Source organism: Bradyrhizobium elkanii WSM2783 (genome assembly GCF_000472865.1).
Taxonomy (GTDB): Bacteria; Pseudomonadota; Alphaproteobacteria; order Rhizobiales; family Xanthobacteraceae; genus Bradyrhizobium; species Bradyrhizobium elkanii_A.
On record NZ_AXAP01000004.1, the window covers coordinates 239,336 to 266,057 of the forward strand.

A 26,722-nucleotide genomic window follows, 5' to 3' on the forward strand; every position below is an offset into this window, starting at 1 on the left:
CCGCCTACCCTGCGCGACAGAACGAGGAAACACGATGGCCAACGAAACCGCAACGCTCGCCGCCTATGTCGCTAACCTGAAATTCGCGGATATTCCACCGGAAGTATTGCAGCGCGCCAAGGTGCTGACGCTGGACTTCCTCGGCAGCACGATCCGGGCGCGGCGCGAAGCCGAATCCACGCCCTCGCTGCTCAAGATGCTGGAAGCGCTGGCGCTTGATGGCAAGGGCGAAGCCACCGTGTTCGGCGACGGCAAGACCTGGACGCCGGCGGTCGCGGCGCTGCTCAACGGCGCGCTCGGCCATTCCCTCGACTTCGATGACACGCACGCCGATTCCTCGCTGCATCCGAGTGCGCCCGTGGTGCCTGCTGCGTTTGCGGTCGGCGAGATGGTCGGCGCCTCCGGCCGCGACGTGCTGACCGCTGTTGTCGCGGGCTATGAGGTCTGCTGCCGGCTCGGCAATGCGCTCGATCCGACCTCGCATTATGCGCGCGGCTTCCATCCGACCGCGACCGCCGGCACCTATGGCGCGGCAGCGGCGGCCGCGAAACTGTTCGGGCTATCGAAGGAGCAGATCATCGCGGCCTTCGGCGTCTCCGGCAGCCAGGCCGCGGGCTCGCTGCAGTTCCTCATCAACGGCGCCTGGAACAAGCGCTACCAGGTCGGCGCCGCCGCGATGAACGGCGTCATCGCCGCAACGCTGGCGCGCAACGATTTCGTCGGCTCGGTCGAATCGGTGGAAGGCAAGCATGGCCTGCTCGTCGGCTACAGCGACGACGTGCACCCGGACAAGGCGATTGCGGGGCTCGGCAGCATCTTTGAGACCATGAAGATCGGCGTCAAACCCTATCCGAGCTGCCGCTACACCCATGCCGCGATCGATGCGCTGATCGCGATGCGGCGCGAGCACAATCTGACGCCGGACCAGGTGAAGCGGGTCGAGATCGGCCTGCACCGCAACGGCATCACGCTGACCGGCGATGCCGCCACCAAGCGGCATCCGACCTCGATCGTTGGCGGCCAGTTCTCGATGTTCTTCACCGGTGCCGTTGCCCTCGACCAGGGCCGCTTCGGCTGGGACGACTACAGTCGGCTTGGCGATGCCGCGATCGATGCGCTCGCCGACAAGTTCGACGTGGTGCAGGACGACCGGCTGGAGATCGGCCGCACCCATCCGTTCGGCGCGCGCGTCAGCATCACCACCGACGACGGCGTGCATGAGCGGCTCAATGCCGACCCCTCGGGCGAGCCGACCTCATTCCCCGATGCTCAGGCGATGCAGCAGAAATTCCTCACCCTGGCCCGCCCGGTCCTGAACGGCCGTGCCGACCAATTCGCCGATGCGATCCTGTCGCTGGAACGCTTCGACCGCGTGGAACAGGCGACGCAATTGGGCCGGCAGTAGGCCTCTCAAACCGTCCATCGATCGCGATCGGTCACCCAGATATCGACGGCATCGCCATTGAGCTCGGCCTGGCCGTCGATTTTCGCACCAAGCCGGCGCGCCACCGCCTGCGAGGCGGCGTTGACCGGATCGATGCAATGAATGATGCGATCGACTGCAAGATTGGCGAACACCCAGTCGATGGCCGCGCGCGCTGCCTCGACCGCATAGCCCTTGCCGCGACAATCCTTGGCGATGCCCCAGCCGACCTCGAACCCCGGCCATCCTGCCGGGTACCAAGGGCCCACTCGGCCCACGTAGCGGCCGGATGATCTTTCTTCGACGGCAAACATGCCGAAACCATGCAGCGCCCAGTGCCCGGCGATGACCGCCGCATTGCGCCAGCCAGTCGTTTCGTTGGTCACCGCCTTATGGTCGGGCGTGATGAATCGCGCCGTCTCGGGATCGGCGAGCATGGCGGTGTTCGGCGCGATGTCGGAAGCCTTCCACGAGCGCAGGATCAACCGCGGCGTCTCGATTGTGGGACCGTGAAATTGCGCCGGCGCTGAGCCGGGCTTGAGCCAAGCGACCATTGCTCCTGCACCCTACTGACCAGAATGAGAAGATCCGCGGATATCACTTCAATCTAGCGGAAAAGCGTTCATCCAGGTAGCGGCTCACCAGCACCGCCGACCGTGCGTCCAGGTGCACGCCGTCGTCCCATCGCAGTTCGCTGCGGTCGACGTCGATCGGCAGCCAGCGGCTCTGATCCGGAAATGCGCGATGGACGATCTCGCGCGTGGTCCTGACATAGAGCGATGTCTCGATCGGCGCGGCGTAGGGCATTTCCATCAGCAGCACGCGGGCGCCGCGCTGTTCCAGCAGCTCGATCAACCGGCCGATCGTTTCGATATTGACCTTGGCGGCGGCGCTCGGGTCTTCGGACTCCATCTCTCCGATCGCCCGCTGCAGATAGACGTGGTTGTCGAAATTGCCGGGCGGCTGCGCGAGCAGGCTTTTCAGCCGGGCCGCAATCTGGGCGTGGGTGACCGGGGCATGCACCCGGTTCTCATAGGCCGCAACGGCGGTCCGGATCGGGCGCAAGAACAGCGCCTCGTGCCCTTCCTTGGTGGAGAAGCGCTTCACCAGATCCGCATCCGGCGCGCGGGACAAGATATTGGTCTCGACGACGATCAGCTTGGGAAGCTGCCGCTGGCCCGCGAGGATCTCGAGCGCAGTGACGGGCGAGCCGCCCGCGAACGCCAGATTCCCCACGCGCGGCGTTTCGAAATATTCCTCCCTGAGCCGGAAGGTCAGCGAGCTGCCGACCAGCACGACATCCGGAACGGGATTGTCGACATAGCGGTTCACGATGACGAGCGCGCCATCGCGCGCGGTCGTCGCCGGCAGTTGGAGCGCGTGTCCGAACCGCGCGGTCGCGATACCGCAGGCGAGCAGCAGGAGCGCTGCCGCAACGGCGCTCTTGATCAACCAAGCGGTGGGTTTGGGCTGCTGCTCCATGCGATCAGAACTGGAAATAGATGAAGGCACTGTCCGGCCCCGCCTCCAGATAGGCAAGCGCGACCAGCGCACCATAGGCATATGGCTCCCACCGCGTCAGCGCGGTCTCGAACAGCGATGTGATGCGCATATGCTGCAGCAGGACCGGAAGCGCGTAGAGCAGCGCAAGATTGTAGAACAATTTGGGCGGATTCGGGTTGGTGGTCGGCGTGAACATGCCGGTGAGATAGGCGAGCGCATGATCGAAATTCGGCAGCTTGAAGAAGATCCAGGCCATGGTGACGCAGAAGAACACCACCCCCATCCGCAACAGGCGCAGCGGCATGGAATCGATCGCCTGCAGCAGGCGCAGGAACGGCCGCTCGATCACCAGGAACAGCCCGTGCAGCACGCCCCAGGCCAGATAGCTGAAGCCTGCGCCGTGCCAGAGGCCGCCGAGCCCCATCACGATCATCAGGTTGAGATAGGTTCTGACACGCCCATGGCGGTTTCCCCCTAAGGGGATGTAGAGATAGGTGCGCAGCCAGGTTGACAGCGAGATGTGCCACCGGGTCCAGAATTCCGAGAACGACAGCGACGTATAGGGCAGGTCGAAATTGATCGGCAGGCGGTAGCCGAACAGAAGCGCGAGACCGATCGCGATCGCAGAATAACCGAAGAAGTCGGCATAGATCTGATAGCCGTAGAGGAAAACGAGCAGCCAGCGGTCCTGGGTTTGCAGCGTCTCGTAGAGCGGGAAGTCCATATAGGCCGTCATCTCGTTGAGATTGTTGGCCACGTAGAGCTTGAAGAAGAAGCCCGCGATGATCCATTTCGTGGCTTCGACGAACGGCACGTCGGCAAGCCGCTTCGGCACGATCTGCGGCATGAAATTGCCGGCGCGCGTGATCGGACCGGAGACGAGCTGCGGAAAGAAGATGATGTAGAGGAAGACGTCGGTCAGAGGCGGCCGCAAGGCCTTGCTGCGCGTGAGGTCGACCAACAGGCTGATATTGTGAAAGACGAAAAAGGAGATGCCGATCGGTAGCGGCAGCTTCAAGAGGAAGTCGATCGCCGCATTGTCGACCAGCACCGGCGCCTTCGGATCGAGAAACAGGAATTTGTATTTGAAGAAGGCGAGCAGCGCGAGGTTGAAGACGATGCCGGCCGGCAGCCAGCGCCGGTCGTGCAGCGACAGCACCAGGAACAGATAGGTCCCGCCGACCGCGACCGCGAGCAGCGGCAGCAGCTCGGGCTGGCCGTATCCATAGAAGAACAGGCTCGCGACCACCAGGAGCAGGACCTGGAACCGCCGGAGCGGCGGGAGGTAGTAGGCCACAAATACGATCGCGGCAAACAAGCCGAATTGCCACGACGTGAAAGTCATGTTCCGGGGGCCTCGCAGGAACCTTGGAGCCCATGGCATGCCCCATTGGCGATTCCAGAGTCAAGCCACGATGATGCCAAAAGCCGGCACCCGGCGTGCACGTCCGGGATGATGGCGTGCAGGCGGCGGATTCCTGCTATCATTGAAGCCACGAAATAAGGAGTCCCCCTCATGAGCTGGCTTCCCTCCAACGATCCGATCCTCGGCGATCCCAAGACCTGCGACGCGCTGGAGCTCGTCATCGTGCCTCGCACCCGCGATCTCGGCGACGGCTTTGCCGTGCGGCGCGCGCTGCCGCATGGCAAGCGGCAGATGGTCGGCCCCTTCATCTTCCTCGACCATTTCGGGCCGATGCAGTTTCTCGCCGGCAAGGGCATGGATGTGCGGCCGCATCCGCATATCGGGCTTGCCACCGTCACCTATCTCTTTGACGGCAGCATCATGCACCGCGACAGCGAGGGCAACATCCAGGAGATCCAGCCCGGCGCGATGAACCTGATGACCGCAGGCCGCGGCATCGCCCATTCCGAACGCACGCCTGATGTGCAGCGCCGCGACGGCCAGAAGATGCTGGGCCTGCAGAGCTGGATCGCGCTGCCTCAGGCCAAGGAAGAGATCGCGCCCTCGTTCCAGCATTATGCCGCCGGCGACCTGCCCATGATCAGCGAACGCGGCTTCACCGCGCGCGTCATCGCGGGCTCGTCGTTCGGCATCTCTTCGCCGGTCGAGATGGTCTCGCCCTGGTTCTACACCGAGGTCGCCGCAGAAGCCGGCACCAGCGTGCCACTCGATCCCGATCATGAGGAACGCGGGATCTATCTCGTCGACGGCGAGGTCGAGATCGCGAACGAGCGTTATGAGGGACCGCGCCTCCTGATCTTCCGGCCCGGCGACCGCATCACCGTGAAAGCGCTGCAGCCGACGCGGATGATGTTCCTGGGCGGCGACGCGCTCGAAGGCCCACGCCACATCTGGTGGAATTTCGTCTCGTCCAGCAAGGAGCGGATCGAGCAGGCCAAACAGGACTGGAAAACCGGACGTTTCGAGCCGGTCCCGCAGGAACATGAGTTCATTCCGCTGCCTGAGTGAGCTATCTCCCCATCGCTCTACGCCGCCCGCAATCTCGCGGGCGGCCGCTTTGAAGGTCTGACCAGATGAATGCGATGCGCGCCAGCGACCTGCCCTTGCCGCAAATCGGCCGCGGCAAGGTCCGCGATATCTATGCCGTGGGCGAGGACCGCGTGCTGCTGTTGACCACCGATCGCATCTCGGCGTTCGACGTGGTGATGGCCGAGACCATCCCGATGAAGGGCGCGGTGCTGACCCAGATCAGCGCCTGGTGGTTTCGCCAGCTCGAAAGCACCGTGCCGCATCACATGATCAGCGCCGATGCCGATGAAATCATCCGCGAGGTGCCCGCACTGAAGGACCATCGCGCCGATATCGTCGGGCGCGCGATGCTGTGCCGGCGCACCACCGTCTTCCCGATCGAATGCGTGATCCGCGGCTACATCTCCGGCTCGGCCTGGAAGGAATATGCCGCGCACGGCACGCTTGCCGGCGAAAAGCTGCCGGCAGGCCTCGTCGAGAGCGCCAAGCTGGAGCCTGCGATCTTCAGTCCGGCGACCAAGGCCGAGACCGGGCATGACGAGAATATCACGGTCGCCCGCGTGCGCGAGATCGTCGGCTTTGATGTTGCCGACACGCTGGAGCGGATGGCGCGCACGGTCTACGCCTACGGCGAAAAGGTCAGCCGCGAGCGCGGCATCATCATCGCCGACACCAAGTTCGAATTCGGTCGCGATAAGGATGGACGGATCATCCTGATCGACGAGGTGATGACGCCGGACTCCTCGCGCTTCTGGGCGGTCGATGTCTACAGACCGGGCCAGCCGCAGCCGAGCTTCGACAAGCAGCCCTTGCGCGACTATCTCGACACTGAGCGCCACGCCGGCCGCTGGAACGGCGACGCCCCGGCGCCGCCATTGCCGGCCAGCGTGGTGGACGCGACCAGCAAGCGCTACCTGGAGGCTTATCGGCGGGTAACGGGCAGCGAGTTGAAGATCTAACCGCCGTCGCGATTCTATCCCGTCATTGCGAGCGCAGCGAAGCAATCCATGCCCCCGCAAGCGGTGAGATGGATTGCTTCGCTGCGCTCGCAATGACGGTGGTGCGATTGCGTCGGCGCCGTCTCCAGTGCCAATCTCCTAGCCAGACAAAATCCGGGGAGGAGCAAAACATGAGCGAGGCCGACAGCGTGCTCGTCGAACAGGATGGTGCGGTGACCATCGTCTCGATCAACCGTCCGCATTGCCGCAACGCCGTCGACGGCGCCACCGCGCGCAGGCTCTATGACACTTTCCTTGCCTTCGATGCCGACGAGAATGCGTCGGTGGCAGTGCTCACCGGCACCGGCGGCATCTTCTGCGCCGGCGCCGACCTGAAGGCGGTTGCCGCGGGCGATCCCGCACGAAAGCGCAAGATCGGCGGCCAACAATCGATCGCGCCGATGGGGCCGAGCCGGCTGCGCCTTTCGAAGCCGGTCATTGCCGCGGTCGAAAGCTATGCGGTTGCAGGTGGCCTGGAGCCGGCGCTGTGGGCCGACATGCGGGTGGCAGCGGAAGACGCGACCTTCGGTGTGTTCTGCCGCCGCTTCGGCGTGCCGCTGATCGATCTCGGCACCATCCGCCTGCCGCGCCTGATCGACGATTCCGAGGCGATGGACCTGATCCTGACCGGACGCTCGGTCGGCGGCCCGGAGGCACTTCGCTTGGGCCTCGTCAATCGCCTGGCGCCCAAGGGCGAGGCCGGCGCGCAGGCGATTGCGCTCGCCAGGGAAATCGCACGCTTCCCACAACAATGCCTGCGCGCGGACCGCCTGTCGGCGCTGCGGCAATGGGACCTCGAAGAGGAAGAAGCAATCGTCAATGAAGTACGCGGCGGGCTCGAAGTCATCGCCTCAGGCGAAACGCTCGCGGGCGCCACCCGCTTCGCCTCCGGCGCCGGCCGCCATGGCGCCTTCGGCGGAAAGGACGATTGACCGTAGCCCGGATCGTGCGTCGCTCCATCTGGGCTACAAGTTCGCCATCATTGCGAGCAGCGAGGTCACGATGGTTTCGGCGCCGGTGGGCGCGATTTTGCAGAATAACGCTAGCCGGTCCAGGCTGCCACTGACCGGCCTTGTGGCAGCAGCCTGGCGCCCGTGGCCAGACCGGCACAACACAGTGCTCGGCGACATTTATCAACCCAGGGCTGGACGTCGTGTCTGGCCAAATCTACACTACCGAAAGCGCAGCCGGGGCAATGGGGCGGGCGTTGGCATGTCCGGTCTTCCAGTGACAAAGGGAAGCGGGTCTGGGTGGCGAGTGCGGCGTGAGCCGGAAGCCGCTGCTCTTCGCACGGCTAGCATGCTCGCTCACATCAGACCCCGCCCTGAGGCGCATGCAGCATGCATCGTCCAAGGTCTGCTTCAATCGGCAATTGGCACGCCTGCCGCGTTGATCAGCACTTACGAATTTTTCTATCGAGCGTCGAGCGATGAGCGAGCCAATGCTACGGCTCGGCCGGAATTGGCTATCGCCGCCATTACTCATCAAGAGTGCGAGTCGGGTTCATCCCAAGATGAGATCTCGCGAAGATAGAGCGCCCGGAACTGAAACCGAAACTCGCTGTCCTTTGTGCGGTACGGCACATCGGCCAGATGCGAAGTTTTGCTCGGAGTGCGGCCATCGCTTGAGCGGAAATGGTCCCCAGAAGCTGGCCAAGACCCCGGCCGATAGACTGCCGGCGTCGTTGCAGATCGGTGGATCAATTCAGCGAAGACAAATGACGATCATGTTTTGCGACCTTGTCGGGTCGACGGCGCTTTCTCTTCAACTCGATCCGGAGGATTTGCGCGAGGTCATCGATACCTGCCATCGTTGTATTTCGGATGTGGTCGCTCGGTTCGAAGGAGTCGTGGCTCGTTATATGGGCGACGGTGTCCTCGTATACTTCGGTTATCCGCAGGCGCACGAAGATGACGCGGAACGCGCGATCAGAGCCGGGCTACACGCGGTGGATGCGATATCCGGCCTCACACTGCTGTATGGCTACAGGCCTCAGGTACGGATAGGAGTGGCAACGGGCCTGGTTGTCGTGAGTGATCTCGTGGTCGACGGCACGCCACTCAGCCAGGAGGTTGCGGGAGAAACGCCAAATCTTGCCGCACGTCTGCAAGCCCTGGCTGAGCCCAACACCGTGCTGGTCTCGTCCAGTACGCACCACCTTGCGGGAGGCGTGTTCGAGTACAGGAATCTCGGGCCCAGAGCGATCAAAGGCTTTGACGACCCCGTTCAGGCTTGGCAGGTGGTCGGCACAAGCGGCGTTGAGAACCGTTTCGAGGCCAAGCGCAAGGCAGGCATATCGCGGCTGGTGGGGCGCGAAAGGGAGTCGGAGTTTCTGCTGCGATGCTGGCAGCAGAGCAAGGCGGGTAATGGCCGCGTGGTGCTGCTCACGGGCGAAGCTGGCATCGGAAAGTCGCGCATCCGACGCGCCTTGCAGGAGCAACTGGCTACCGAACAGCACATCCTCCTGGACTATTATTGCTCACCCTACCACCAGGATAGCGCCCTGCATCCGATTATTGACCAAATTCAGCGCGGGGCGGGCTTATCCCGTTCGGACACGCGAGACGAAAAGCTCGCCAAACTTGAGAGGGTCCTCTCTGGACTCAACGTCGGGCCGGCAGAAGTTGACCTTGTCGCTGAAGTCATGTCGCTGCGGAACCATCAGCGCGCATCCCTGCCGGAACTCAGTCCCGAACAGCGTCAGCAGAGAAGCATGGAAGTTCTGCTGGATCTGGTCGCGCGTCATGCCGCAAGACGACCGGTTCTGATAGTGCTCGAAGATCTCCATTGGATCGACCCGAGCTCATTGGAGCTGGTGGGGATGCTGGTGGAGCGCATTGCGCGTCTCAGGGTGCTTGTGATCTCCACCGCGCGTCTCGAATTTGCTGCCGACTGGTCCAACTATCCCAACGTCACGATCATGCCGCTCCGCAAGCTGAGCCGCGATGCATCAGCTGCCCTGGTGGAGCAAGTGACGGGCGGCAGAACACTGCCAGATGAACTGCTGGAAGAGATCCTGGATCGCACCGATGGCGTGCCGTTATTCGTCGAGGAGCTGACGAAAACCGTCCTTGAGAGCGGCGTGGTCCAGATGCAAAGAGGATCCCTCGTGCTTGAAAGACCTGCCCGACAAGCAGCAATTCCATACACCTTGCAGGATTCTCTCGTGGCTCGGCTGGACCGACTTGGCGAAATCCGTGAGATCGCCCAAATCGGCGCTACCATAGGCCGCGAATTTTCAGTCGAGGTCTTGGGTGCGGTATCCGGACTGTCAAACACTCGGCTCGAGGACGGATTACAGCAACTCGTGCGCTCGGAATTGATCGTCCGTCGCAATGATCCCTCCCAGGAAATATACGCGTTCAAACACACTCTCGTAAGAGATGCGGCGTACTCGACATTGCTTCGGAGCAAACGCCAAGCTTGGCATGTTCGCATCGCCAACATACTTGAAGAGCAATTCCCGACCATTGCAGAGCAGCAACCGGAGATGCTCGCTTATCACTGCAGCGAGGGCGGGCTGATAGAGAAAGCCATCAACTACTGCGAAAAAGCCGGCCGGATGTCAGCCGCGCGATACGCGAAGCTCGAGGCGATTTTGCAATTGAGTAGAGCGCTCGAACTGCTGTCAAGCCTGCCGTCCAGCGCAGACAATCTGCGCCGGGAGCTGGGACTACAGTGCGCTTTGGGGAGAGCGTTGATCGTTGCGAAAGGCATCGGAGCGCGGGAAACCGGCGAGGCTTACCTGCGCGCTCGCGAATTGTGCGAGCATCTTGGCGACACCTCTATGTCGCTCCGGGTGCTGGGTGAACTGGCTCGATATTATCTGGGCCGAGGAGAGCATATCAAGGCGTGCCGAGTGGCCGAGGACTTAATGCGTGTCGGTCACTCGCAGCATGATCAGTTCAGTGTCGTATCCGGCCACCTGTTTAAGGGAATTAGTCTTTTTTGGATCGGTGAGTTTCTGCAGGCCAAGGACAATCTGGAGAGCGTCCTCGGCTTTTCGGCCCCCGAAGAATTTCAGTCCAACGCCGCCATTGCGGCCTGGGATATGAAGATAGGTGCCTCGTCCTATCTTGCTCTTGTTTTGTTCGTCCTTGGCCATCGCGAACGCGCCCTATCGACAAGTGGGGAGGCGCTGGTTCGCAGCCGCGCCCTGCGTCCGCCGCAGATCTTGATCCGTGAACTGACCTTTGCTGCTTTGGTCAACCTGCTGTGCGGTGAGGAAGGGACTGCACTGGCGCGTACGGAAGAAGCAATTTCATTGGCAACCGAGGAGAGATATCCTTTCTGGCTTGAAGTGGCGCATATGCTGCGCGGCTTTATCCTGGCGGCCGATGGCGATGCGGCAGGAGGACTGCAGCTCGCCCAGAAAGCGCTGGCCGATCTTGCCGCGACCGGATCAATTGGAAATCACACTTACTTCCTGGGCCTGGTTGCCCAAATATGCGAGCGGGCCAATCGAACCGAGGAAGCGCAGGCTCTGATCTGCAGGGCCTTGGATATGACCGAAGAAAGGGGCGAAAGGTGGTTCGAGGCCGAACTGAGCCGACTTAAGGGACGCTGGCTAATCGTACATCATGGAGCGCGGGAAGCTGAGGCGGAGCAATGTTTTCGCCACGCCCTGGCTGTCGCAGAGCGACAAGGTGCAAGAACCTGGGAACTGCGGGCAGGGATCGATTTGTGCCGGTTGCTCGACCGAAGAGGCGACCGAGAGGAAGCACGCCATCTCCTTGTGCCAATTCTCGAACGATGCTTGGACGGCTGTGGCACAGCAGAGCTCACGGAAGCCAAGATGTTGCTCGAGGCCCTCACCTAGCTCGACGAACCGCGACAGGCGATGAATTTCGGAGCCGCCGAGCAATTTCTTGAAAGCCCCGAGAGACTGCATATCCCGCCTCGCTCGTCTAGCCATGTTCGAAGACTGTGAACTGGTTCACATGCGAGGGAACTTAATTGCGGTAGGTTAATATCCCAGAAGTTCGGTCAACACTGAGAGCGCGCCGTCGTTCGGACAGACCGGCCATGCTTCGGTCCGTTCTACGATTTCGCGGGGCGGACATAGCGATGAGCGAGCTAACAACCGAGGCCGCGACCGAGCCGGTCGTACGCGAATCCCTACCTGGTCAATTCAATCTGCAAGACCTCCAGCCTACCGGCTGGTCCAAGTGGCTGCAGTGGATTTACGATGAGCCGCATTGGCTCTTTTGGTTGTTGAGGGAGTTTTGGCCCATCCCGCAGCTCGGGGGATGGGCTTTCGTTACGCGATACGATGATGTCGCAGAAGTTCTCGAGAACGATGTCGTTTTTCAGGTGCCGTTCGGAGCCAAGATCCAGAAGCTTAACGATCATCCAGGAGCCGGCCCCAACTTTCTGTTGGGCATGCAGCGAGGCAACGACTACTGGAAGTGCCAGCGTCAGGTGATGCAGGCTTTCCAACGTGATGATGTGGCAAAAATTGTCACGCCACTCGCCGCGAAATTCTCGAACAGGATCGTTGCCGACGCCGCGAAAATCAACGATCAGACGATGGAGCTCGATGCCATCGAAGGGTTGATCACGCGCGTCCCGATCCTGATCTGCAGGGATTACTACGGCCTTGAGATTCAGCAGCAGGAGGAGATCGATTTCGGTCGCTGGCTGATAGCCATGAGCCTGTACACGTTCGGCAATCCCTTTGACAATCCTCGCTATGAAAGGGCTGCGATTGCCGCCGGAATGCGCGTCCGGGCGATCATCGATAGGTCGATCCAGCGCGCCCGGAAGCACTCGCGGATACGCCCTACCGTGCTCGACCGACTGCTCGCGATGCAACGTGGAGAGTCAAGTCTCACCGACAAGGTTATCGGCGCGTACCTTATCGGCATGATCACAGGCTTTGTCCCGACCAACACAATGGCGGCCGGGCATATGCTGGTCATGCTGCTCGGTCGCCCAAAATTCATGGCTGCAGCAACCGAGGCAGCGCGCGCTGGCGATGACAAACGGCTGACGCGTTGCCTGTTCGAGGCCATGCGTTTCATGCCGCTCAACCCTGGGCCGTTCCGGATCTGCGCCGAAGATTATACTGTTGCCGCCGGAACCGCGCGCCAAACGACGATCAAGAAGGGAACGAAGCTGCTGGCGGGAACGGAATCGGCGATGTTCGACAATCGCCGCGTGGTGCGACCGCGCAGCTTCAATCCGGACCGGCCGCAGACCGACTACATGCTGTTTGGCCACGGGCTTCATTGGTGTGTTGGCGCCTACATCGCCGAGGCGCAGATCACGCAGACCTTCAAGGCCTTGCTGGTGCAGAAGCGACTCCGGCCTGTCGACGGCAGGAACGGCAAGCTGAAGACGCTAGGCCCGTTCCCGTGGCATCTATCGGTCAAGTACGACGTCTGAACCCAGAAAAGGGGAAGTGCCGTGCCCCACTCGTTCGTAACGATAGCAATTCCATTCGATGTCCAATGGTCGGACGCCGTAGAAAAATGCCTGGACGCGCTTGGCACTCCTCTTTTGGATGACCACGTGAAGTTCGCGCTTTCTCCGCGGCAGGCAAACGGCGGCAACAGCGCGCTGCGCGCCGGGCTCGACAATACTCAGATCATCCATTTCTTGAGTATCACCGTCGTGCGCGGCGATGACGCGCGAAGCGTCGGCATCCAGGGAGCGCACCGGCAACCCGAGAACTCCTTCATCATCATAGAAGCGAGCGTCGATGGGGGCATGGATCCCGCTATCGATAAAATCGCAGCGACGATGAGGCCAGAGCTTGAAACAATGCTGGCGGAAGCCGGCGTCCCATATAAGGGTCTGGAGATCTCCGATCTGCTTCGCAATCACCGTCATGATGTCGGTCAAGGATGGTTCTCCACACCCGGCCTGAACTACGACGGCACGCCCGGAATGACTGTTCAACGTATCAAGCAAGAAGCGGAGTTGGCAGACCAGATAGAGGATATGCTCCAGGACAGGCCTCGCGGAGGCAGTGCATTGAGCGTGCTCGAGGACGTACGTTCAAAGCTTTGGGACAACGGCGAAAAATGGGCGTTTGTCGAAGAGCCGGCTCCCTGCCTCCAGGCAAACGGATTCAGTAGCTGGGGCTTCTACTGGGGTTTGGCCAAGTCCGCCATTGCCAGTCTGGCGTGGCCATTTCTGCTGGTTATCGCCGTCCCGGCGCTGATTTTCCTGCTGTCGCTCGTGGTGCCCGAGCTCCCGACCCGCTTCCTGGCAGCGATCCTGATCGCTCTCATTGTCATTGTTCTTGTAGCAGCGGCCGCCGGCTATGCCTGGCTGCGCCATCGCGAGAAGACCGACGTTTGCGACGACATCGCACCGACAGCAGAGCACGTCGAAAAGCTCATGAGGCGTGAAACCTTCGGCGCGCAAAATCACCTGGCCGCATCCTCGATTATGAAACCCGGCTGGTTCCGCTGGCTGACGCTAAGAGTCGGACTTTGGGGCGCCGGCGCCATCGCGGCATACGGCTCCCGGCCGAGCTTTTTGGGATCGACAGGCGTCATTCATTTCGCACGCTGGATTCTGCTGCCCGGAACGAACAAGCTGCTTTTTATGTCGAACTACGACGGGGCTTGGGAAAGCTACCTGGAGGACTTCATCGAGAAGGCACACGATGGAGTGACTGGCATATGGAGCAATACGCTGGGATTTCCAAGAACCGAGAATCTGTTCTCGAAGGGCGCAACCGACGGCGACCGGCTCCGGCGGTGGACGCGCCGCCAGCAGCATCCCTCCTGGTTTTGGTACGTTGCCTATCCGAAGCTGTCGCTGGCCAGGATCCGCGTCAACGCCGCCATCCGCCAAGGCATCGCTGCGGCCCGGACCGAAGCCGACGCCGCCGATTGGCTGTCGTGTTTCGGATCGTCGCCACGACCTGCGAATGCACTGCAACTCGAGGAGATATCAACTCTCGTTCTCGGCGGGCTGGGCCGACTGCGCTTCGGCACATGCCTGTTCCTGCGGCTGCCGCCTGACAAGGAAGAGAGTAGAAAATGGCTTACCGGCGTCAGCAATGACATTAGTTATGGCGACCATCGGAACGCATCGAACGCGCTGGTCGTAGGGTTCGCGCCGAGCGGACTGCGGAAACTCGGCCTGACCGGAGAACATCTGGCAACATTCCCGGTGGCTTTTCAGCAAGGAAATGCGGCACCCTGGCGCGCGCGCACCCTCGGCGATATCGGCGCTGATGATCCCGAACACTGGCTTTGGGGTGCAGGAAATCAGAGCACGGATCGAACCGCGACAATGAGCGCTGGTACTGACGCCGGCAAGCAAGTCGATGCCGTGATGCTGATCTATGCGCGGGACCCGGAGCAGCTGCGTGATCTCGAGCGTATGCATATTGATCAAATCGAACGATGCCATGGGCGAGTTGGTTTCGGGATCAGATTCAAGGAGGTCCCGGAACCGCAGATCGCGCAGCGGCAAAAAGAGCCGTTCGGCTTTGCAGACGGTATATCGAATCCCATTATCCGCGGCATCCGATCTACGACATCGGAAGACGCTCCGCACCTCGTAGGGCCGGGTGAGTTCATTCTCGGCTACCCCGACAACCTCGGGTACACTCCTCCATCGCCTACGGTTGCTCCCGGCGACGATCCGAAGAGTGTTCTTCCCAGCGCCGGCGCGGATCTGCTGCGACAACGGCCGGACTTTTCCGAGCCCTCGGCAGCGGCCCGGCACGACCTGGGGATGAACGGCACGTTTCTTGTCGTGCGGCAGCTCGAACAGGATGTCACCGAATATCACAAGTTCCTGGACGCTGCCGAGCAACAGCTGATCAGCAGCAACCGCGAGCCAACAAACATCTCCGCAACGCGTCGCGAATGGATCGCCGCAAAAATGGTAGGCCGGTGGCAAGATGGGACGTCCCTGGTGCGCTATCCGGACGGTCCCGGAACGACGGCGGGCCCCTCGAGGTCAAGAGGGCGAGGTCGGCGGGTGGATAATGACTTCAGCTTCCGTATCGAAGATCCGAACGGGCTGCGATGTCCGCTCGGCGCTCACATTCGCCGCGCCAATCCGCGCGACAGCTTTGTCTCCGGAATCGAAAAGGAGCCCGAGGGAGCCACGAGGGAGCAAATCCAGCAGCAATTTTCCGAGCAGATCAACGAGCAGCTAAGAATCGTAAATCGCCATCGCATTCTTCGCGTGGGACGCCCGTACGAGGCGCAAGGCATACTGGACAAGCCTGGGCTTGTATTCATGTGTCTGAACGCTGACATCGAACGTCAGTTCGAATTCATCCAGCAGAGTTGGGTACTGGGGCCGAGCTTCCACGGTCTGCAGAATGAAATCGATCCCCTGGTCGGAAATCGACAAGGGTCGGAGATTTTTTCGATCCCTACTCCGGACGGCCCGATGTGGATCAAAGACATCACTGACTTCGTCAGGGTCCGGGGCGGCGGCTATTTCTTCCTGCCTGGCAAGCGAGCCCTTCGGTTTCTCGCCAACCTGCAAGAGCCTGGATAAACAGCACCTGCCGATCTTGCCCCTGATCCCGATGCTCCTGAAAGTGGAGCAGGGATATGCTATCGGTTCCCGCTTTCGCGGGAACCACGAATGCACGCGTTGACACAAGAATCTTGTTGTCGCGGCCGGCTGCGCTCGTTTACCAGTGGCGCGGGTGTTGAGGGCAGTGCAAGGCGTGGTGCATCGAAACGTCAAACCGAGTCCGCGGATTGGTCGCGCGTTCAGCGACATCCTCGGCGGCAGCGCCGCCAGCGTGCTCTCGATCACCTTCGGCCTGTCCTATGCGCTCCTGATCTTCGCAGGCCCACTGTCGCCCTATCTCGCTTACGGCGTCGCCGCCACCTTCATCTCATCGGCGGTGCTGGCGCTGGTGATCGCGCTCGGCAGCTCGGTGCCATTTGCGGTCGCGGGTCCCGAGAGTTCCACCGCGGCGATGACCGCGATCCTCGCCTCCGCGCTGGTCGAGCGCGTGGCGGCCGTCAATCCGGCGGCGCCGATGCTGGCGCCGGTCCTGATCACGCTCGGGCTTGCCACCATCATCACCGGCATCGTGCTGTGCGGCTTCGGCGTGACGCGGATGGGCCGCGCCATCCGCTATGTGCCCTATCCCGTCGTCGGCGGCTTCCTCGGCGCCACCGGCTGCCTGCTCGTGCTCGGCGCCATCAGGGTCATCACGGGCATGGAGCTGAAGTTTGCGACGCTGCCTCAGTTCGCAAACGTCGTCACCATCGCCGAGCTGTCGGCCGCCTGCGCCATGGCGCTGATCCTGTACCTGACTTGGCACCGCTCGCGCAGCCCGTTCGGGCTGCCGGTGATCCTGGTCGGCGGCGTGCTCATCGGCCATCTCGCATTCTGGATCGTCGGCCTCACGCCCGCCGAGGCGCAGGCCGCGGGCTGGACCTTTCAGCCGCCGCCTCCGACCAGATTCATGCTGCCGTGGAGCGCGGAGAATTTCGCTGACTATCCCTGGTATGCCGTGCCGGACCTGCTCGGCAATCTCGTCGCCGTCGTGTTCGTGACGGCAACCAGCACCCTCTTCAACACCACCGGCATCGAGGTCGCCGCGCATCGCGAGGCTAACCTGGAACGGGAACTCAATATCACCGGCCTTGCCAACATCCTGACCGGCGCCCTGGCCGGTTACGCCGGCTGCACCTCCACCACCCGCTCGCTGCTCAGTCTGAACAGCGGCGGCACTGGCCGCCTTTGCGGCGTGACAGTCGCAGCCTTCTCGCTGCTGATGCTCGCGGTCGCGCCCGAGTTGCTGGGCTACATGCCGAAATTCGTGCTCGGCGGCCTGTTGATCTATCTCGGCGCCGATCAGCTCCACAAATGGATCGTCGAGTCGCGACGGCGGTTGTCGAAAACCGAATATGTGTCGCTGCTCGCGATCATCCTGATCATCCTGCAATGGGGCTTCGTCGCGGGCGTCTTGATCGGCGTCGTGATCGGCTGCGCCACCTTTGCCTTCAGCGCCGCGCGGATCGAATCGATCAAATATGGTTTCGACGGCACCGAGTATCGCAGCTCGCTGGACCGCTCGCGCGATGATCTCGACCTGCTGGCGGACCATGGCAGCGCGATCCAGGGCCTGAACCTGCAGAGCTATCTGTTCTTCGGCTCGGCCAACCGGCTCTACCAGCACGTCAAGGCGCTGCTCGCGCGCCATCCGGAATGCCGTTATCTGGTGTTCGACTTCAAGCTCGTCACCGGCATCGATTCATCGGCAGCCTACAGCTTTGCACAGATCAAGCGCTGCGCCGACGAGCGCGGCGTCAAGCTGCTGCTGGTGCATCTGGCGCCAGCGGCCGAAAAGACGTTGCGCGCGAGCGGCTTCATTTCCGGCGAGGTCAGGATCGAGCCCGAGCTCGATCATGCGCTGGAATGGTGCGAGAACGAGATCATCGCCGAGCACCGCGGGCTGGAGCAGGAGGAAGCGAGCCTGCGCGACTGGTTCACCGAAATTCTCGGCTCCGAGCCGGAGGCGAGCGCGCTGATGCATTATTGCGAGCGCGTCGAGGTCGATGCCGGAGAGACCATCGTCCGCGCCGGCGACCTCGCCGAATCCATGCATTTCATTCTGGACGGACGCGTCGGCGTGATGGTTGCGGCCGATGATGGCCGCCCGACCCGCGTGCGCAGCCTCGGCCGCTACACCACGATCGGCGAGATGGGCCTGGTTTCGCAAACGCGGCGCAGCGCCACCATCCAGGCCGAGGTCGCAAGCGTGCTCTATGTCCTGAACACGCATCAGTTCGAAGCGCTCAGGGACGACGACCCCGCGCTCAGCCACAAGCTCCTGACCTATTTCGTCTCGATCATGGCCGAGCGCCTGAGCTTCGCCAACCGCACCATCGCGGTGCTGCGGCGATAGCAAGGGTCGTAGCCCGGATGGAGCCAACGGGTCGCGCGAATGCGCGCCCGATGACAGGCTCCGCGCAATCCGGGGTTCTCGCGCTTGGCTCCGGTGGAAATTAATCACTTGTTAACCATACGGTCGCCTAATGCGAATGATTTGGGGGGTATTTAGATCCACCGCCCCGGCGACGCGAACGAAGTCGATGCCTTTGTCGGCCGATCTTACGTTCCTTTGCCAGGCTGACGGTTCGCGTTACGGCTGTCCTACGCGGAGCAAAAAATGTCCGGAGAGAACGATCTAGTGGACACTCTCAGCCGCGATCTCGATCGCGCGCGCGGAAAGCGCGACGCACTTGCATCCGATGTCACGACACTGACGGCTCAGATCGCCGAGATCGAGGCCCGCCTTTCTGAGGAAAGAGTTCGGCGCGAACGCAATCACGTTTTGGGCGAAATCGAAGCGATAAAAAAGCGAATCGCGCAAACTGGCAAAGCGTTTACACCTGTCATCAGCGAACTCTGCGAGGCGACCGAGATGGCGGCGGCAGTCGTGCCCGAAGCTCGCGAGCTCAATAATTTTCTATCATCCGTCGCGACCGAAGTCGAAGCCGTCATCGATCCCTTGTTGCGTGAACTGGACCGACGCGCGGATGCGGTGAGAGTTGGCCAGGCTGCGCTGGATCTCCCGCGCCTGGCCAATGAGGCGCCGACCGAGCTGCCAAAAGATAATAACGATCGCCTGCTTGGCTTACTCCGTCTTCCAGCATGGCTGTCGCGCAGCAAGGAGGTTGGAAATAAAGAAGCAGCAGAGAACCCGGGCAGCACAGCCGCGTAAAACATCGGCGCGCTGCGCACCTCAAGGAAGACCCTCGATGCTCGTGTGACGGACTTTGCAATCCGTCTACTTCCCGCAGTTGGACGTGCTCAGGTGGCCTTCCGGCGCAGGAAGGCCGGGATATCGAGAAGGTTTTCCTCGACCAAATTCCGCCCAGGAGCGGAGCGGCCGTACGGATCGACGCCTTGCGGAGCCGCATGGCGCGCATGTTCCGAAATCGGCGCTGCCGGTTCAGGGTGGCGGGTCGTCGGGCGGAACGGCGAACGCTCTGATTGAGGCACCGGTGCACGACGCTCGATCCCATTGGCAATGCGACGGTTGTCGTTCTGCAGCCTGCCCGCAAGTTCGGTAACTGCGCTTTCCACCCGTTGCGCCCGCTGCGCCGGGCCAAGATTATCGATGCCGGTCGCCACCACGGAGACGCGGACGATGCCTTCCAGGCTTTCGTCGAAAGTGGCGCCGATGATGATGTTGGCGTCCGGGTCGGCCTGTTCGCGAATGCGCGTAGCGGCTTCGTCGACCTCGAACAACGTCAGATCCCTGCCGCCGGAGATGGAGACGATGAGGCCGCTGGCGCGCTTGATCGAAGGGTCCTCGATCAATGGATTGGAGATCGCGGCCACGGCGGCGTTGAGCACGCGCTTCTCGCCGGAAGCCTCGCCCCTGCCCATCATGGCTTTGCCCTTCTCGCGCATGACCGAGAGAACGTCGGCAAAATCGAGATTGATCAGACCTTCCTTGACGATCAGATCACTGATGCATGCCACGCCCGAATAAAGCACTTGATCGGCGAGGACGAAGGCATCGGCGAATGTGGTTCTCTCGCTGGCGACCCGGAACAGGTTCTGGTTCGGGATGATCAGCAGCGTGTCAACAGCCTTCAGCAGTTCGGCAATACCTGCTTCGGCAACGCGCATGCGGCGCTGACCCTCGAAGTGGAACGGCTTGGTGACGACACCAATGGTGAGAATGCCAAGCTCGCGCGCGGTCCTGGCTATAACGGGCGCCGCCCCAGTGCCCGTACCGCCGCCCATGCCGGCCGTGACAAACACCATGTGCGCGCCGGCCAAATGATCGCGGATTGCATCGGTCGCCTCTTCGGCCGCAGCGCACCCCACTTCAGGCTGCGCGCCGGCGCCAAGACCCCCGGTCACCTGGGTGCCCATCTGAACGATGCGCGTGGCCTTCGACATGCTGAGTGCCTGCGCGTCGGTATTGGCAACGATGAAGTCGACGCCTCTCAGCCCACTCGCGATCATGTTGTTGACGGCATTGCCGCCGGCGCCGCCGACCCCAAACACGACAACGCGCGCCTTCATTTCCCTGATATCGATGGCCTGGGTCATTTTTGCCTCACGTTGCTCCGGCAAGTCGGGGATGAGGGGGTACGGATCAGCTATCTACAAGCCCTGCGGTCTGTTTCCACTTTGGTCCTCGATCTTCGCCGCTAATCGGGGCGATGTTGCCTGACGTCGCTTGGCAAGCGAACGAGCAGCCTCTGGCGGGACTGTCAGGCGGGCACCTGGAGCGGCATATGTCAGCGCCTCAACGGACATCGGCTGTTCTCCTAGAACGAACCGGGCGGCAATCGGCTGATGATGACCGGGCGATGACCGCAGGCTAGGCTGCGTTGGTTAACAGAGTGTTACCGGACGCGTGTGATCTCACTCAGCAAAAAGCCGCCCGGAAAGAGCGGCTTTTCGCCTCGTAGCCTCGTAGGGTGGGCAAAGCGACTTTCACGCACCGTCATTGAAACAGACGCAGGTGTAAGCGTGCCCACCATCACGAGTGGAATGCGGAAGGTGGGCACGCTTCGCTTTGCCCACCCTACGCGACTTCGGGCTGTCATTCCGGGGCGCGCGAAGCGCGAACCCGGAATCCATTCATCCACCTGGCTTTGACGCCCGATAGATTCTCGCGACTTCGTCCACGAGCGGAGTGCGGATGGTGGGCACGCTTCGCTTTGCCCAGCCTACGCGGCTTCGTGCCGACGATGACGGATTACACGCCCGCCATCATCACGTATTTGATCTCGACATATTCTTCCATGCCGTGATGCGAGCCTTCGCGTCCCAGGCCGCTCTCCTTGACGCCGCCGAACGGCGCGACTTCGGTCGTGATCAGGCCGGTGTTGACGCCGACCATGCCTGATTCCAGCGCCTCCGCGACGCGCCAGACGCGGCCGAGGTCGCGTGAGTAGAAGTACGAGGCGAGGCCGAACGGCGACTTGTTGCACATCGCGATCACGTCGGCTTCATCCTTGAAGCGGATCACTGGCGCGAGCGGGCCGAATGTCTCTTCCTGCGACACCAGCGCATCCGACTTGACGTCGGAGAGCACCGTCGGCTCGAAGAAGGTGCGGCCGAGCGAAGAGCGCTTGCCGCCGGTGACGACCTTGGCGCCGCCCTTCACCGCATCGGCAATGTGCCGCTCGACCTTCTCGATCGCTTCCATGTTGATCAGCGGCCCCTGCACCACGCCCTGCTCGGTGCCGTCGCCGATCTTCATGGCGGCAACCTTCTTCGAGAGCTTCTGCACGAACTCGTCGTAGATCTTGTCCTGGGCATAAAGGCGGTTGGCGCAGACGCAGGTCTGGCCCATGTTGCGGTATTTCGAGACGATCGCGCCCTCGACCGCGGCATCGATATCGGCGTCATCGAACACGACGAAGGGCGCGTTGCCGCCGAGCTCCAGCCCGAGCTTCTTCACGCCGACCGACGCCTGCCGGTACAGGATCTTGCCGACCTCGGTCGAGCCGGTGAAGCCGACGAAGCGCACGGCAGGATGCTCGCACAGGACCTTGCCGATCGGCGGCGCATCGCCGGTGATGATGTTGAACACGCCCTTCGGCACGCCGGCCTTCTCGGCCAGCGCCGCCAGCGCTAGCGCCGACAGCGGCGTCTCGTTGGCAGGCTTCAGCACCACGGTGCAGCCGGCGGCAAGCGCTGGCGAAACCTTGCGGGTGATCATCGAGTTCGGGAAGTTCCACGGCGTGATCGCGCCGCAGACGCCGATCGGCTGCTTGATCGCGAGCAGCCGCGCATCCGGCCGCTGGGTTGGGATGGTCTCGCCATAGACGCGGCGGGCCTCCTCGGCGAAAAACTCGACATAAGCGCCGCCGATATCGACCTCGCCGAGCGCCTCGGCCAGCGGCTTGCCCTGCTCCGAGGTCAGGATCAGCGCCAGGTCCTCGCGGTTGGCGATGATCAGTTCGAACCATTTGCGCAGGATGTTGGAGCGCTGCTTGGCCGTCAGCTTGGCCCAGGCCGGGAACGCGCGTTCGGCGGCTTCGACCGCCTTGGTGGCGTCATCGGCGCTGAGTTGCGGGATCTGCACCAGTTCGGCGCCGGTGGCGGGATTGTTCACGGAGAAGACGGGCGTTCCGACCCAGGCGCCATCGATGAAGCAGCGGTCGCGCAGCAGCGAGGGATCTTTCAGGCGATCGCGAAGCGAGGTTCCTGATTGCGAAGCGCGTGCGGCAACGGGCGGATTCATGGCGTCACTCCTGGCATTTTCTGGGCGTTGTCGCCCAAAGATAAGTCTAAACCGGTCGCAATGCATCGTCCGCTGAGGGCGGATGCGTCAAGCAATTTTGCGGGTGTGCGGGAGCCGCTGGAGCGTTTTCGAGCGAAGCATAGCCTCGGACTTGATCCGAGGGTGGACACCGGTTCGCTGCGTAGACTTATCCGCGCAAAAAACGCACCAAAACTAGCAAGCTTCGGTTCTGATTCAATCAGAACCGAAGCTCTAGGCCGCGCCGTTCAGATAGGTTTCGCGACGCCCGATCATACGTTCCGCCGCCGCCTTGGCATCGGCCTTTGAGGACGTCGCGCAGGTGCGATATTCGAGGTCCGGCAACTTGGCCGGGTCACGGCGGCCGAACCACGACCTGGGCGCGACCTGGAGCAGCGCCAGCGCCTGCGCGACATTGTCGACCGCTTCGAAGGAGTGCAACGCGCCGGTGCCGGCGTAACGGACCTCGTAAAGGCCGGGGCTGATCGGGGCTTCGATGTTCTCGCCCCGGCCGGGCCGGGGATACCGTTTCCACTCACTCCACGTCGAGATCATCGCCACATCCTGCAACTTCGAAAGCAACCATTTGCTTCAAAACATTCAGACCAGAAGCATAGTTTGCCTTGGAATTAGAATGCGTTACATCACGAAACCATTGACGGGAAGCAATACCAAATCACGTTATCGTGGACGGTTCCTGGTTGTCGTCGCTGCATTTCCGCTGACATCAAAATCCGCGAGCGGCCGGCTTGCGGGACGCGCCACACGGTAAGAAGATCAAGCCTCCACAACAACAATCAGGAGGCGCCCCATGCAGAGCAAAGCTCAGATCGATCAGCTTCTCCGTCAGAAATGCGACGCGAAGGAAGTCCCCGGCGTGGTCGCGATTGCTGCGACCGGCAACGAAATCATCTACGAGACCGCGTTCGGCAAACGCGACCTCGGCAAAGACGATGCGATGACGACGGACAGCGTGTTCTGGATCGCCTCGATGACCAAGGCGGTGACCAGCGCAGGCGCGATGCAACTGGTCGAGCAGGGCAAGCTCTCGCTGGACGAACCGATCGGCAAGGTGCTGCCTGATCTGGCTTCACCGCAAGTGCTTGAGGGCTTCGATGCCGACGGCGAGCCCAAGCTGCGGCCGGCCAGGACGCCGATCACGCTGCGCCACCTGATGACCCACACAGCGGGCTTCTGCTACCACATGTGGAACGACGACATGGGCAAGTATCTCGCAAAAACCGGGATGCCCGCCGTCACCACCTGCAAGAACGATGCGCTGAAGTTGCCGCTGACGACAGATCCCGGCACGCGCTGGGAATACGGCATCAATATCGATTTCATCGGCAAGGCCGTCGAGGCGGCGAGCGGCAAGCGGCTTGACGCCTACTTGCGGGATCACCTGTTCGCGCCGCTCGGCATGAGCGATACCGGATTCAAGATCACCGATGCGATGCGCCAGCGCCTTGTCGGCATGCATGCGAGAGCCCCCGACGGGACGCTGGCACCGATCCCGTTCGAGCTCGAGCAGGAGCCGGAATTCCATATGGGCGGCGGCGGCCTCTATTCGACTGCAGGCGACTACATCAAGTTCACGCGGATGATCCTGGGCAAAGGCCGCGGCAACGGCAACCAGGTGCTGAAGCCCGAAACCGTGGCTCTGATGGGCCAGAACCACATGGGTGACCTCAACGTCACCAAGATGGTCTCGGCCGATCTCACTTTGTCAAACCATGTCGATCTCTATCCGGACATGGACAAGAAATGGGGCCTCAGCTTCCTCATCAACACTCTGAAGACGCCGGAAGGACGCAGCGCCGGCAGCCTCGCCTGGGCGGGCCTTGCCAACACCTATTACTGGATCGATCCGGCGCGCGATGTCACCGGCGTGATCCTGATGCAGCTCTTGCCGTTCGCCGACGGCAAATGCCTGGAAGCCTTTGCGGGCTTCGAGCGCGGCATCTATGCCGGCCTCGACGCCGACAGTGGCAAGAGGGCGGCGTGATGACGTAGGGCGAAATCAGCTTTTCGCCTTCGCCAAGAGCGAAGGCGAAAAGCATGATCCGCCGCGCGCTCGCCACAGGTGGCTCAAAGCGAGCTACGCGTCTGGCGGGCAAGAAGACCAGCTACCGTCTCACGGCCTCTGCGGGATACTCAATCCACGCTGCACTGCCGGCCGTGCTAGTCCCCGTTCGAGCCAAGCAGGCACTGCTTGAAGACTGTCGAAGTCGACGAGTTCGCGCGCCTCATAGAACCCGATCAGGTTGCGCACCCAGCCAAGCATCGAAATGTCGGCAATGGTATATTCATCGTCCATGATCCACTCGCGCCCGGCGAGATGCGTTTCCATGACGCCGAGCAGGCGTTTCGACTCGTTGACGTACCGCTGAAGCGGGCGCTTGTCCTCGTATTCACGGCCTGCGAATTTGTTGAAGAAGCCGAGTTGGCCAAACATCGGTCCGATCCCGCCCATCTGGAAATGCACCCACTGGATAGTCGTGTAGCGGCGAGCTGCGTTGCTCGGCAGAAGCTTGCCGGTCTTCTCCGCGAGATATTGCAGGATGGCACCGGATTCGAACAAGGGCAGCGGCTGGCCATCCGGACCGTTTGGATCGAGAATCGCGGGAATCTTGCCGTTGGGGTTGAGCGAAAGGAATTCGGGCGTGTGCTGGTCGCCCTTGTTGAAGTCGACCAGATGCGCTTCGTAAGGCAGCCCGATCTCCTCCAACATGATCGAGACCTTTACGCCGTTGGGTGTCGGCAGTGAATAGAGTTGCAAGCGATCGGGATATTTCGCTGGCCAGCGCTGTGTGATCGGGAAATCAGCAAAGCTTGGCATCTCTCAACTCGCTCTTGCGGCTCGATTACGAGATAGTAGGCATCACGGCGGGTGAATTCATGGCATGACGGTTCAGCTAAGCCACGGAGTATTGCGTATCCGAACGCAGGCGTTTGGCCGACGAAATGTGGGATCGCGATCTTCGATATAATCGACATTGACTGTGCCGAACGTGGTCTGGGGCTTCTTCAAGGCCGAGCACGTCTGAACCTGGATGAACTCATTCTTGAAATCACCACGCGGAAACGCGGCAATGACCTGGTTGCGCTGCTCTGGCGTATAGTCGTCATATCCAATGCCGACGACATCAACTAGAACACCTGCGTTCGTGAGGGCTATCTCTGGCCGCATGTATTGGGGAATGCCTGGCGTGGTATGTAAGGCGATTGCTTCCCACACCAGATCCGCTTTCGGGTCCGGGATGCCATGGCTCTTGAGGAATCCGCGGGCTGCATCGGCGCCGTCGACTTCAAACCGCTTCGTATCGGTATGGTAAGGGTGGACAAGACCCAGATCGTGAAACAGCGCTGCGACGTAAAGCAGTTCAGAATCGAATTTTAGGTTCTGGCGGATTCCTTTCATCGCACCGAACACAAATACGCGAACCGAGTGGTTGAACAACATCTCGGTTTCATGTTGCCGCACGAGTTCGGCGGCCTCGCGGGCGATCTTGCTATCGGGGATCCTAACGCCAGAAATAACGTCGGCCATTGTCGAACTCCCGTCTTCCCTATCTGTGCCGCTGGTTACAGGAAATAGATCGGTCCGCCCTTGATCATAAAACAGTACCAAGATTGCCAATTTTGACTGTACCACCGCGGCGCAATCAGCCGCCCGCTCGCGGGGCGACAATCACCGCCGTCATTCCGGGCGCGCCTCTTGGCGCGAGCCCGGAATCTATCGAGCCGCAGGCGGAGGCGGAGAAATGGATTCTCTGATGTGCAATTGCAACATCATAGCTCGATGCTTCGCATCGCCCCGGAATGACTGAGGGACGCATTGCGCAATCCTCTCCTCCGTCATGGCCGGGCTTGACCCGGCCATCCACGTTCTCTCCCGTGCGCGGAGGCAAAGGAGGTGGATGCCCGGGACATCTGCGCGAAGACGCGCTTCGCGCTTTTGCCCGGTATGACGGTGTCGTATCGTTGGCGGGATTTTCTTTAAGCCAATCAACGTGATTTCCCCGGTCCACCCCTCGCGCGAAAAACATTCCGCTTCCACCGTCGGGCAAATCAGTGATTTAACTCCGCGCGTCTCACGCGAATGAGGGGCGGGTCGCGATCGTCACGAACGTTGCGGTGAGATGCGGTGGACGTGA

The 26,722-nt window shown here is 61.7% G+C and carries 18 protein-coding genes and 1 pseudogene; 11 read left to right on the forward strand and 8 right to left on the reverse strand.

Going from position 1 to position 26,722, the window contains the following annotated elements:
- Window positions 1–34 precede the first annotated feature (34 nt).
- Entirely contained in the window at window positions 35–1,405 is a 1,371-nt protein-coding gene (locus YY7_RS0106585) for an MmgE/PrpD family protein (protein ID WP_028162539.1), read from the forward strand.
- A gap of 5 nt (window positions 1,406–1,410) precedes the next feature.
- Here YY7_RS0106585 and YY7_RS0106590 read toward each other — a convergent pair whose 3' ends face one another.
- From YY7_RS0106590 to YY7_RS0106600, 3 genes are read right to left on the reverse strand one after another with little or no spacing between them, the layout of a single operon-like run.
- A complete protein-coding gene (locus YY7_RS0106590; protein ID WP_028162540.1) occupies window positions 1,411–1,977 on the reverse strand; it encodes a GNAT family N-acetyltransferase in 567 nt (188 codons plus the stop codon).
- Between the two features lie 43 nt (window positions 1,978–2,020).
- Window positions 2,021–2,905, reverse strand: coding sequence for a hypothetical protein (locus tag YY7_RS0106595; protein ID WP_028162541.1), 885 nt, complete (start codon window positions 2,903–2,905; stop codon window positions 2,021–2,023).
- A 4-nt stretch (window positions 2,906–2,909) separates the two neighbouring features.
- Window positions 2,910–4,271 (reverse strand): MBOAT family O-acyltransferase, encoded by a 1,362-nt coding sequence (locus YY7_RS0106600; RefSeq protein ID WP_028162542.1) that lies wholly within the window; start codon window positions 4,269–4,271, stop codon window positions 2,910–2,912.
- Window positions 4,272–4,442: 171 nt separating this feature from the next.
- Here YY7_RS0106600 and YY7_RS0106605 point away from each other — a divergent pair, with 171 nt between their 5' ends.
- The 9 genes and pseudogenes from YY7_RS0106605 (at window position 4,443) to YY7_RS50915 (ending at window position 19,052) form a co-directional block, all read left to right on the forward strand.
- Complete coding sequence (locus YY7_RS0106605; RefSeq protein WP_028162543.1) at window positions 4,443–5,360, forward strand: pirin family protein; 918 nt, start codon at window positions 4,443–4,445, stop codon at window positions 5,358–5,360.
- Between the two features lie 65 nt (window positions 5,361–5,425).
- Entirely contained in the window at window positions 5,426–6,340 is a 915-nt protein-coding gene (locus YY7_RS0106610) for a phosphoribosylaminoimidazolesuccinocarboxamide synthase (protein ID WP_028162544.1), read from the forward strand.
- Window positions 6,341–6,510: 170 nt separating this feature from the next.
- Window positions 6,511–7,311, forward strand: coding sequence for a crotonase/enoyl-CoA hydratase family protein (locus tag YY7_RS0106615; protein ID WP_028162545.1), 801 nt, complete (start codon window positions 6,511–6,513; stop codon window positions 7,309–7,311).
- A gap of 581 nt (window positions 7,312–7,892) precedes the next feature.
- Window positions 7,893–8,000: pseudogene (locus YY7_RS64985) on the forward strand (zinc ribbon domain-containing protein); the annotation flags it as partial.
- Window positions 8,001–8,096: 96 nt separating this feature from the next.
- A complete protein-coding gene (locus tag YY7_RS50905; protein ID WP_051396565.1) occupies window positions 8,097–11,198 on the forward strand; it encodes an ATP-binding protein in 3,102 nt (1,033 codons plus the stop codon).
- 248 nt (window positions 11,199–11,446) lie between these two features.
- Window positions 11,447–12,766 (forward strand): cytochrome P450, encoded by a 1,320-nt coding sequence (locus YY7_RS0106630; protein ID WP_028162546.1) that lies wholly within the window; start codon window positions 11,447–11,449, stop codon window positions 12,764–12,766.
- A gap of 126 nt (window positions 12,767–12,892) precedes the next feature.
- A complete protein-coding gene (locus YY7_RS50910) occupies window positions 12,893–15,859 on the forward strand; it encodes a Dyp-type peroxidase (RefSeq protein WP_155255064.1) in 2,967 nt (988 codons plus the stop codon).
- Between the two features lie 166 nt (window positions 15,860–16,025).
- Window positions 16,026–18,233: an SLC26A/SulP transporter family protein gene (locus YY7_RS0106640; RefSeq protein ID WP_245287215.1), complete on the forward strand. Its 2,208-nt coding sequence runs from the start codon at window positions 16,026–16,028 to the stop codon at window positions 18,231–18,233.
- A 264-nt stretch (window positions 18,234–18,497) separates the two neighbouring features.
- Window positions 18,498–19,052 carry a hypothetical protein gene (locus YY7_RS50915; protein WP_245287208.1) on the forward strand — a complete coding sequence of 185 codons (555 nt, stop codon included), beginning with the start codon at window positions 18,498–18,500 and terminating at the stop codon, window positions 19,050–19,052.
- Window positions 19,053–19,141: 89 nt separating this feature from the next.
- On the opposite strand, the gene ftsZ is transcribed toward YY7_RS50915, so the two are convergent.
- From ftsZ to YY7_RS0106660, 3 genes are all read right to left on the reverse strand, one after another.
- The gene (ftsZ, locus tag YY7_RS0106650) at window positions 19,142–20,398 is read right to left on the reverse strand and encodes a cell division protein FtsZ (protein WP_028162548.1); all 1,257 of its coding nucleotides are present in this window, start codon (window positions 20,396–20,398) and stop codon (window positions 19,142–19,144) included.
- Window positions 20,399–21,053: 655 nt separating this feature from the next.
- On the reverse strand, window positions 21,054–22,547 hold the full coding sequence (locus YY7_RS0106655; protein ID WP_028162549.1) for an NAD-dependent succinate-semialdehyde dehydrogenase: 1,494 nt from the start codon (window positions 22,545–22,547) through the stop codon (window positions 21,054–21,056).
- A gap of 252 nt (window positions 22,548–22,799) precedes the next feature.
- Window positions 22,800–23,120, reverse strand: a complete 321-nt coding sequence (locus YY7_RS0106660; RefSeq protein WP_028162550.1) for a hypothetical protein — start codon at window positions 23,118–23,120, stop codon at window positions 22,800–22,802.
- Between the two features lie 256 nt (window positions 23,121–23,376).
- Between YY7_RS0106660 and YY7_RS0106665 the strand changes: the two genes are divergently transcribed.
- Window positions 23,377–24,570, forward strand: coding sequence for a serine hydrolase domain-containing protein (locus YY7_RS0106665; RefSeq protein ID WP_028162551.1), 1,194 nt, complete (start codon window positions 23,377–23,379; stop codon window positions 24,568–24,570).
- 129 nt (window positions 24,571–24,699) lie between these two features.
- Here YY7_RS0106665 and YY7_RS0106670 read toward each other — a convergent pair whose 3' ends face one another.
- Window positions 24,700–25,404: a glutathione S-transferase N-terminal domain-containing protein gene (locus YY7_RS0106670; protein WP_028162552.1), complete on the reverse strand. Its 705-nt coding sequence runs from the start codon at window positions 25,402–25,404 to the stop codon at window positions 24,700–24,702.
- A 72-nt stretch (window positions 25,405–25,476) separates the two neighbouring features.
- Complete coding sequence (locus YY7_RS0106675; RefSeq protein ID WP_028162553.1) at window positions 25,477–26,115, reverse strand: HD domain-containing protein; 639 nt, start codon at window positions 26,113–26,115, stop codon at window positions 25,477–25,479.
- Window positions 26,116–26,722: the final 607 nt, after the last annotated feature.

Coding starts and splice junctions, on each gene's coding strand:
- YY7_RS0106585 (WP_028162539.1), top strand. CDS start 35: ATGGCCAACGAAACCGCAACGCTCGCCGCCTATGTCGCTAACCTGAAA.
- YY7_RS0106590 (WP_028162540.1), bottom strand. CDS start 1,977: ATGGTCGCTTGGCTCAAGCCCGGCTCAGCGCCGGCGCAATTTCACGGT.
- YY7_RS0106595 (WP_028162541.1), bottom strand. CDS start 2,905: ATGGAGCAGCAGCCCAAACCCACCGCTTGGTTGATCAAGAGCGCCGTT.
- YY7_RS0106600 (WP_028162542.1), bottom strand. CDS start 4,271: ATGACTTTCACGTCGTGGCAATTCGGCTTGTTTGCCGCGATCGTATTT.
- YY7_RS0106605 (WP_028162543.1), top strand. CDS start 4,443: ATGAGCTGGCTTCCCTCCAACGATCCGATCCTCGGCGATCCCAAGACC.
- YY7_RS0106610 (WP_028162544.1), top strand. CDS start 5,426: ATGAATGCGATGCGCGCCAGCGACCTGCCCTTGCCGCAAATCGGCCGC.
- YY7_RS0106615 (WP_028162545.1), top strand. CDS start 6,511: ATGAGCGAGGCCGACAGCGTGCTCGTCGAACAGGATGGTGCGGTGACC.
- YY7_RS50905 (WP_051396565.1), top strand. CDS start 8,097: ATGACGATCATGTTTTGCGACCTTGTCGGGTCGACGGCGCTTTCTCTT.
- YY7_RS0106630 (WP_028162546.1), top strand. CDS start 11,447: ATGAGCGAGCTAACAACCGAGGCCGCGACCGAGCCGGTCGTACGCGAA.
- YY7_RS50915 (WP_245287208.1), top strand. CDS start 18,498: ATGTCCGGAGAGAACGATCTAGTGGACACTCTCAGCCGCGATCTCGAT.
- ftsZ (WP_028162548.1), bottom strand. CDS start 20,398: ATGACCCAGGCCATCGATATCAGGGAAATGAAGGCGCGCGTTGTCGTG.
- YY7_RS0106655 (WP_028162549.1), bottom strand. CDS start 22,547: ATGAATCCGCCCGTTGCCGCACGCGCTTCGCAATCAGGAACCTCGCTT.
- YY7_RS0106660 (WP_028162550.1), bottom strand. CDS start 23,120: ATGATCTCGACGTGGAGTGAGTGGAAACGGTATCCCCGGCCCGGCCGG.
- YY7_RS0106665 (WP_028162551.1), top strand. CDS start 23,377: ATGCAGAGCAAAGCTCAGATCGATCAGCTTCTCCGTCAGAAATGCGAC.
- YY7_RS0106670 (WP_028162552.1), bottom strand. CDS start 25,404: ATGCCAAGCTTTGCTGATTTCCCGATCACACAGCGCTGGCCAGCGAAA.
- YY7_RS0106675 (WP_028162553.1), bottom strand. CDS start 26,115: ATGGCCGACGTTATTTCTGGCGTTAGGATCCCCGATAGCAAGATCGCC.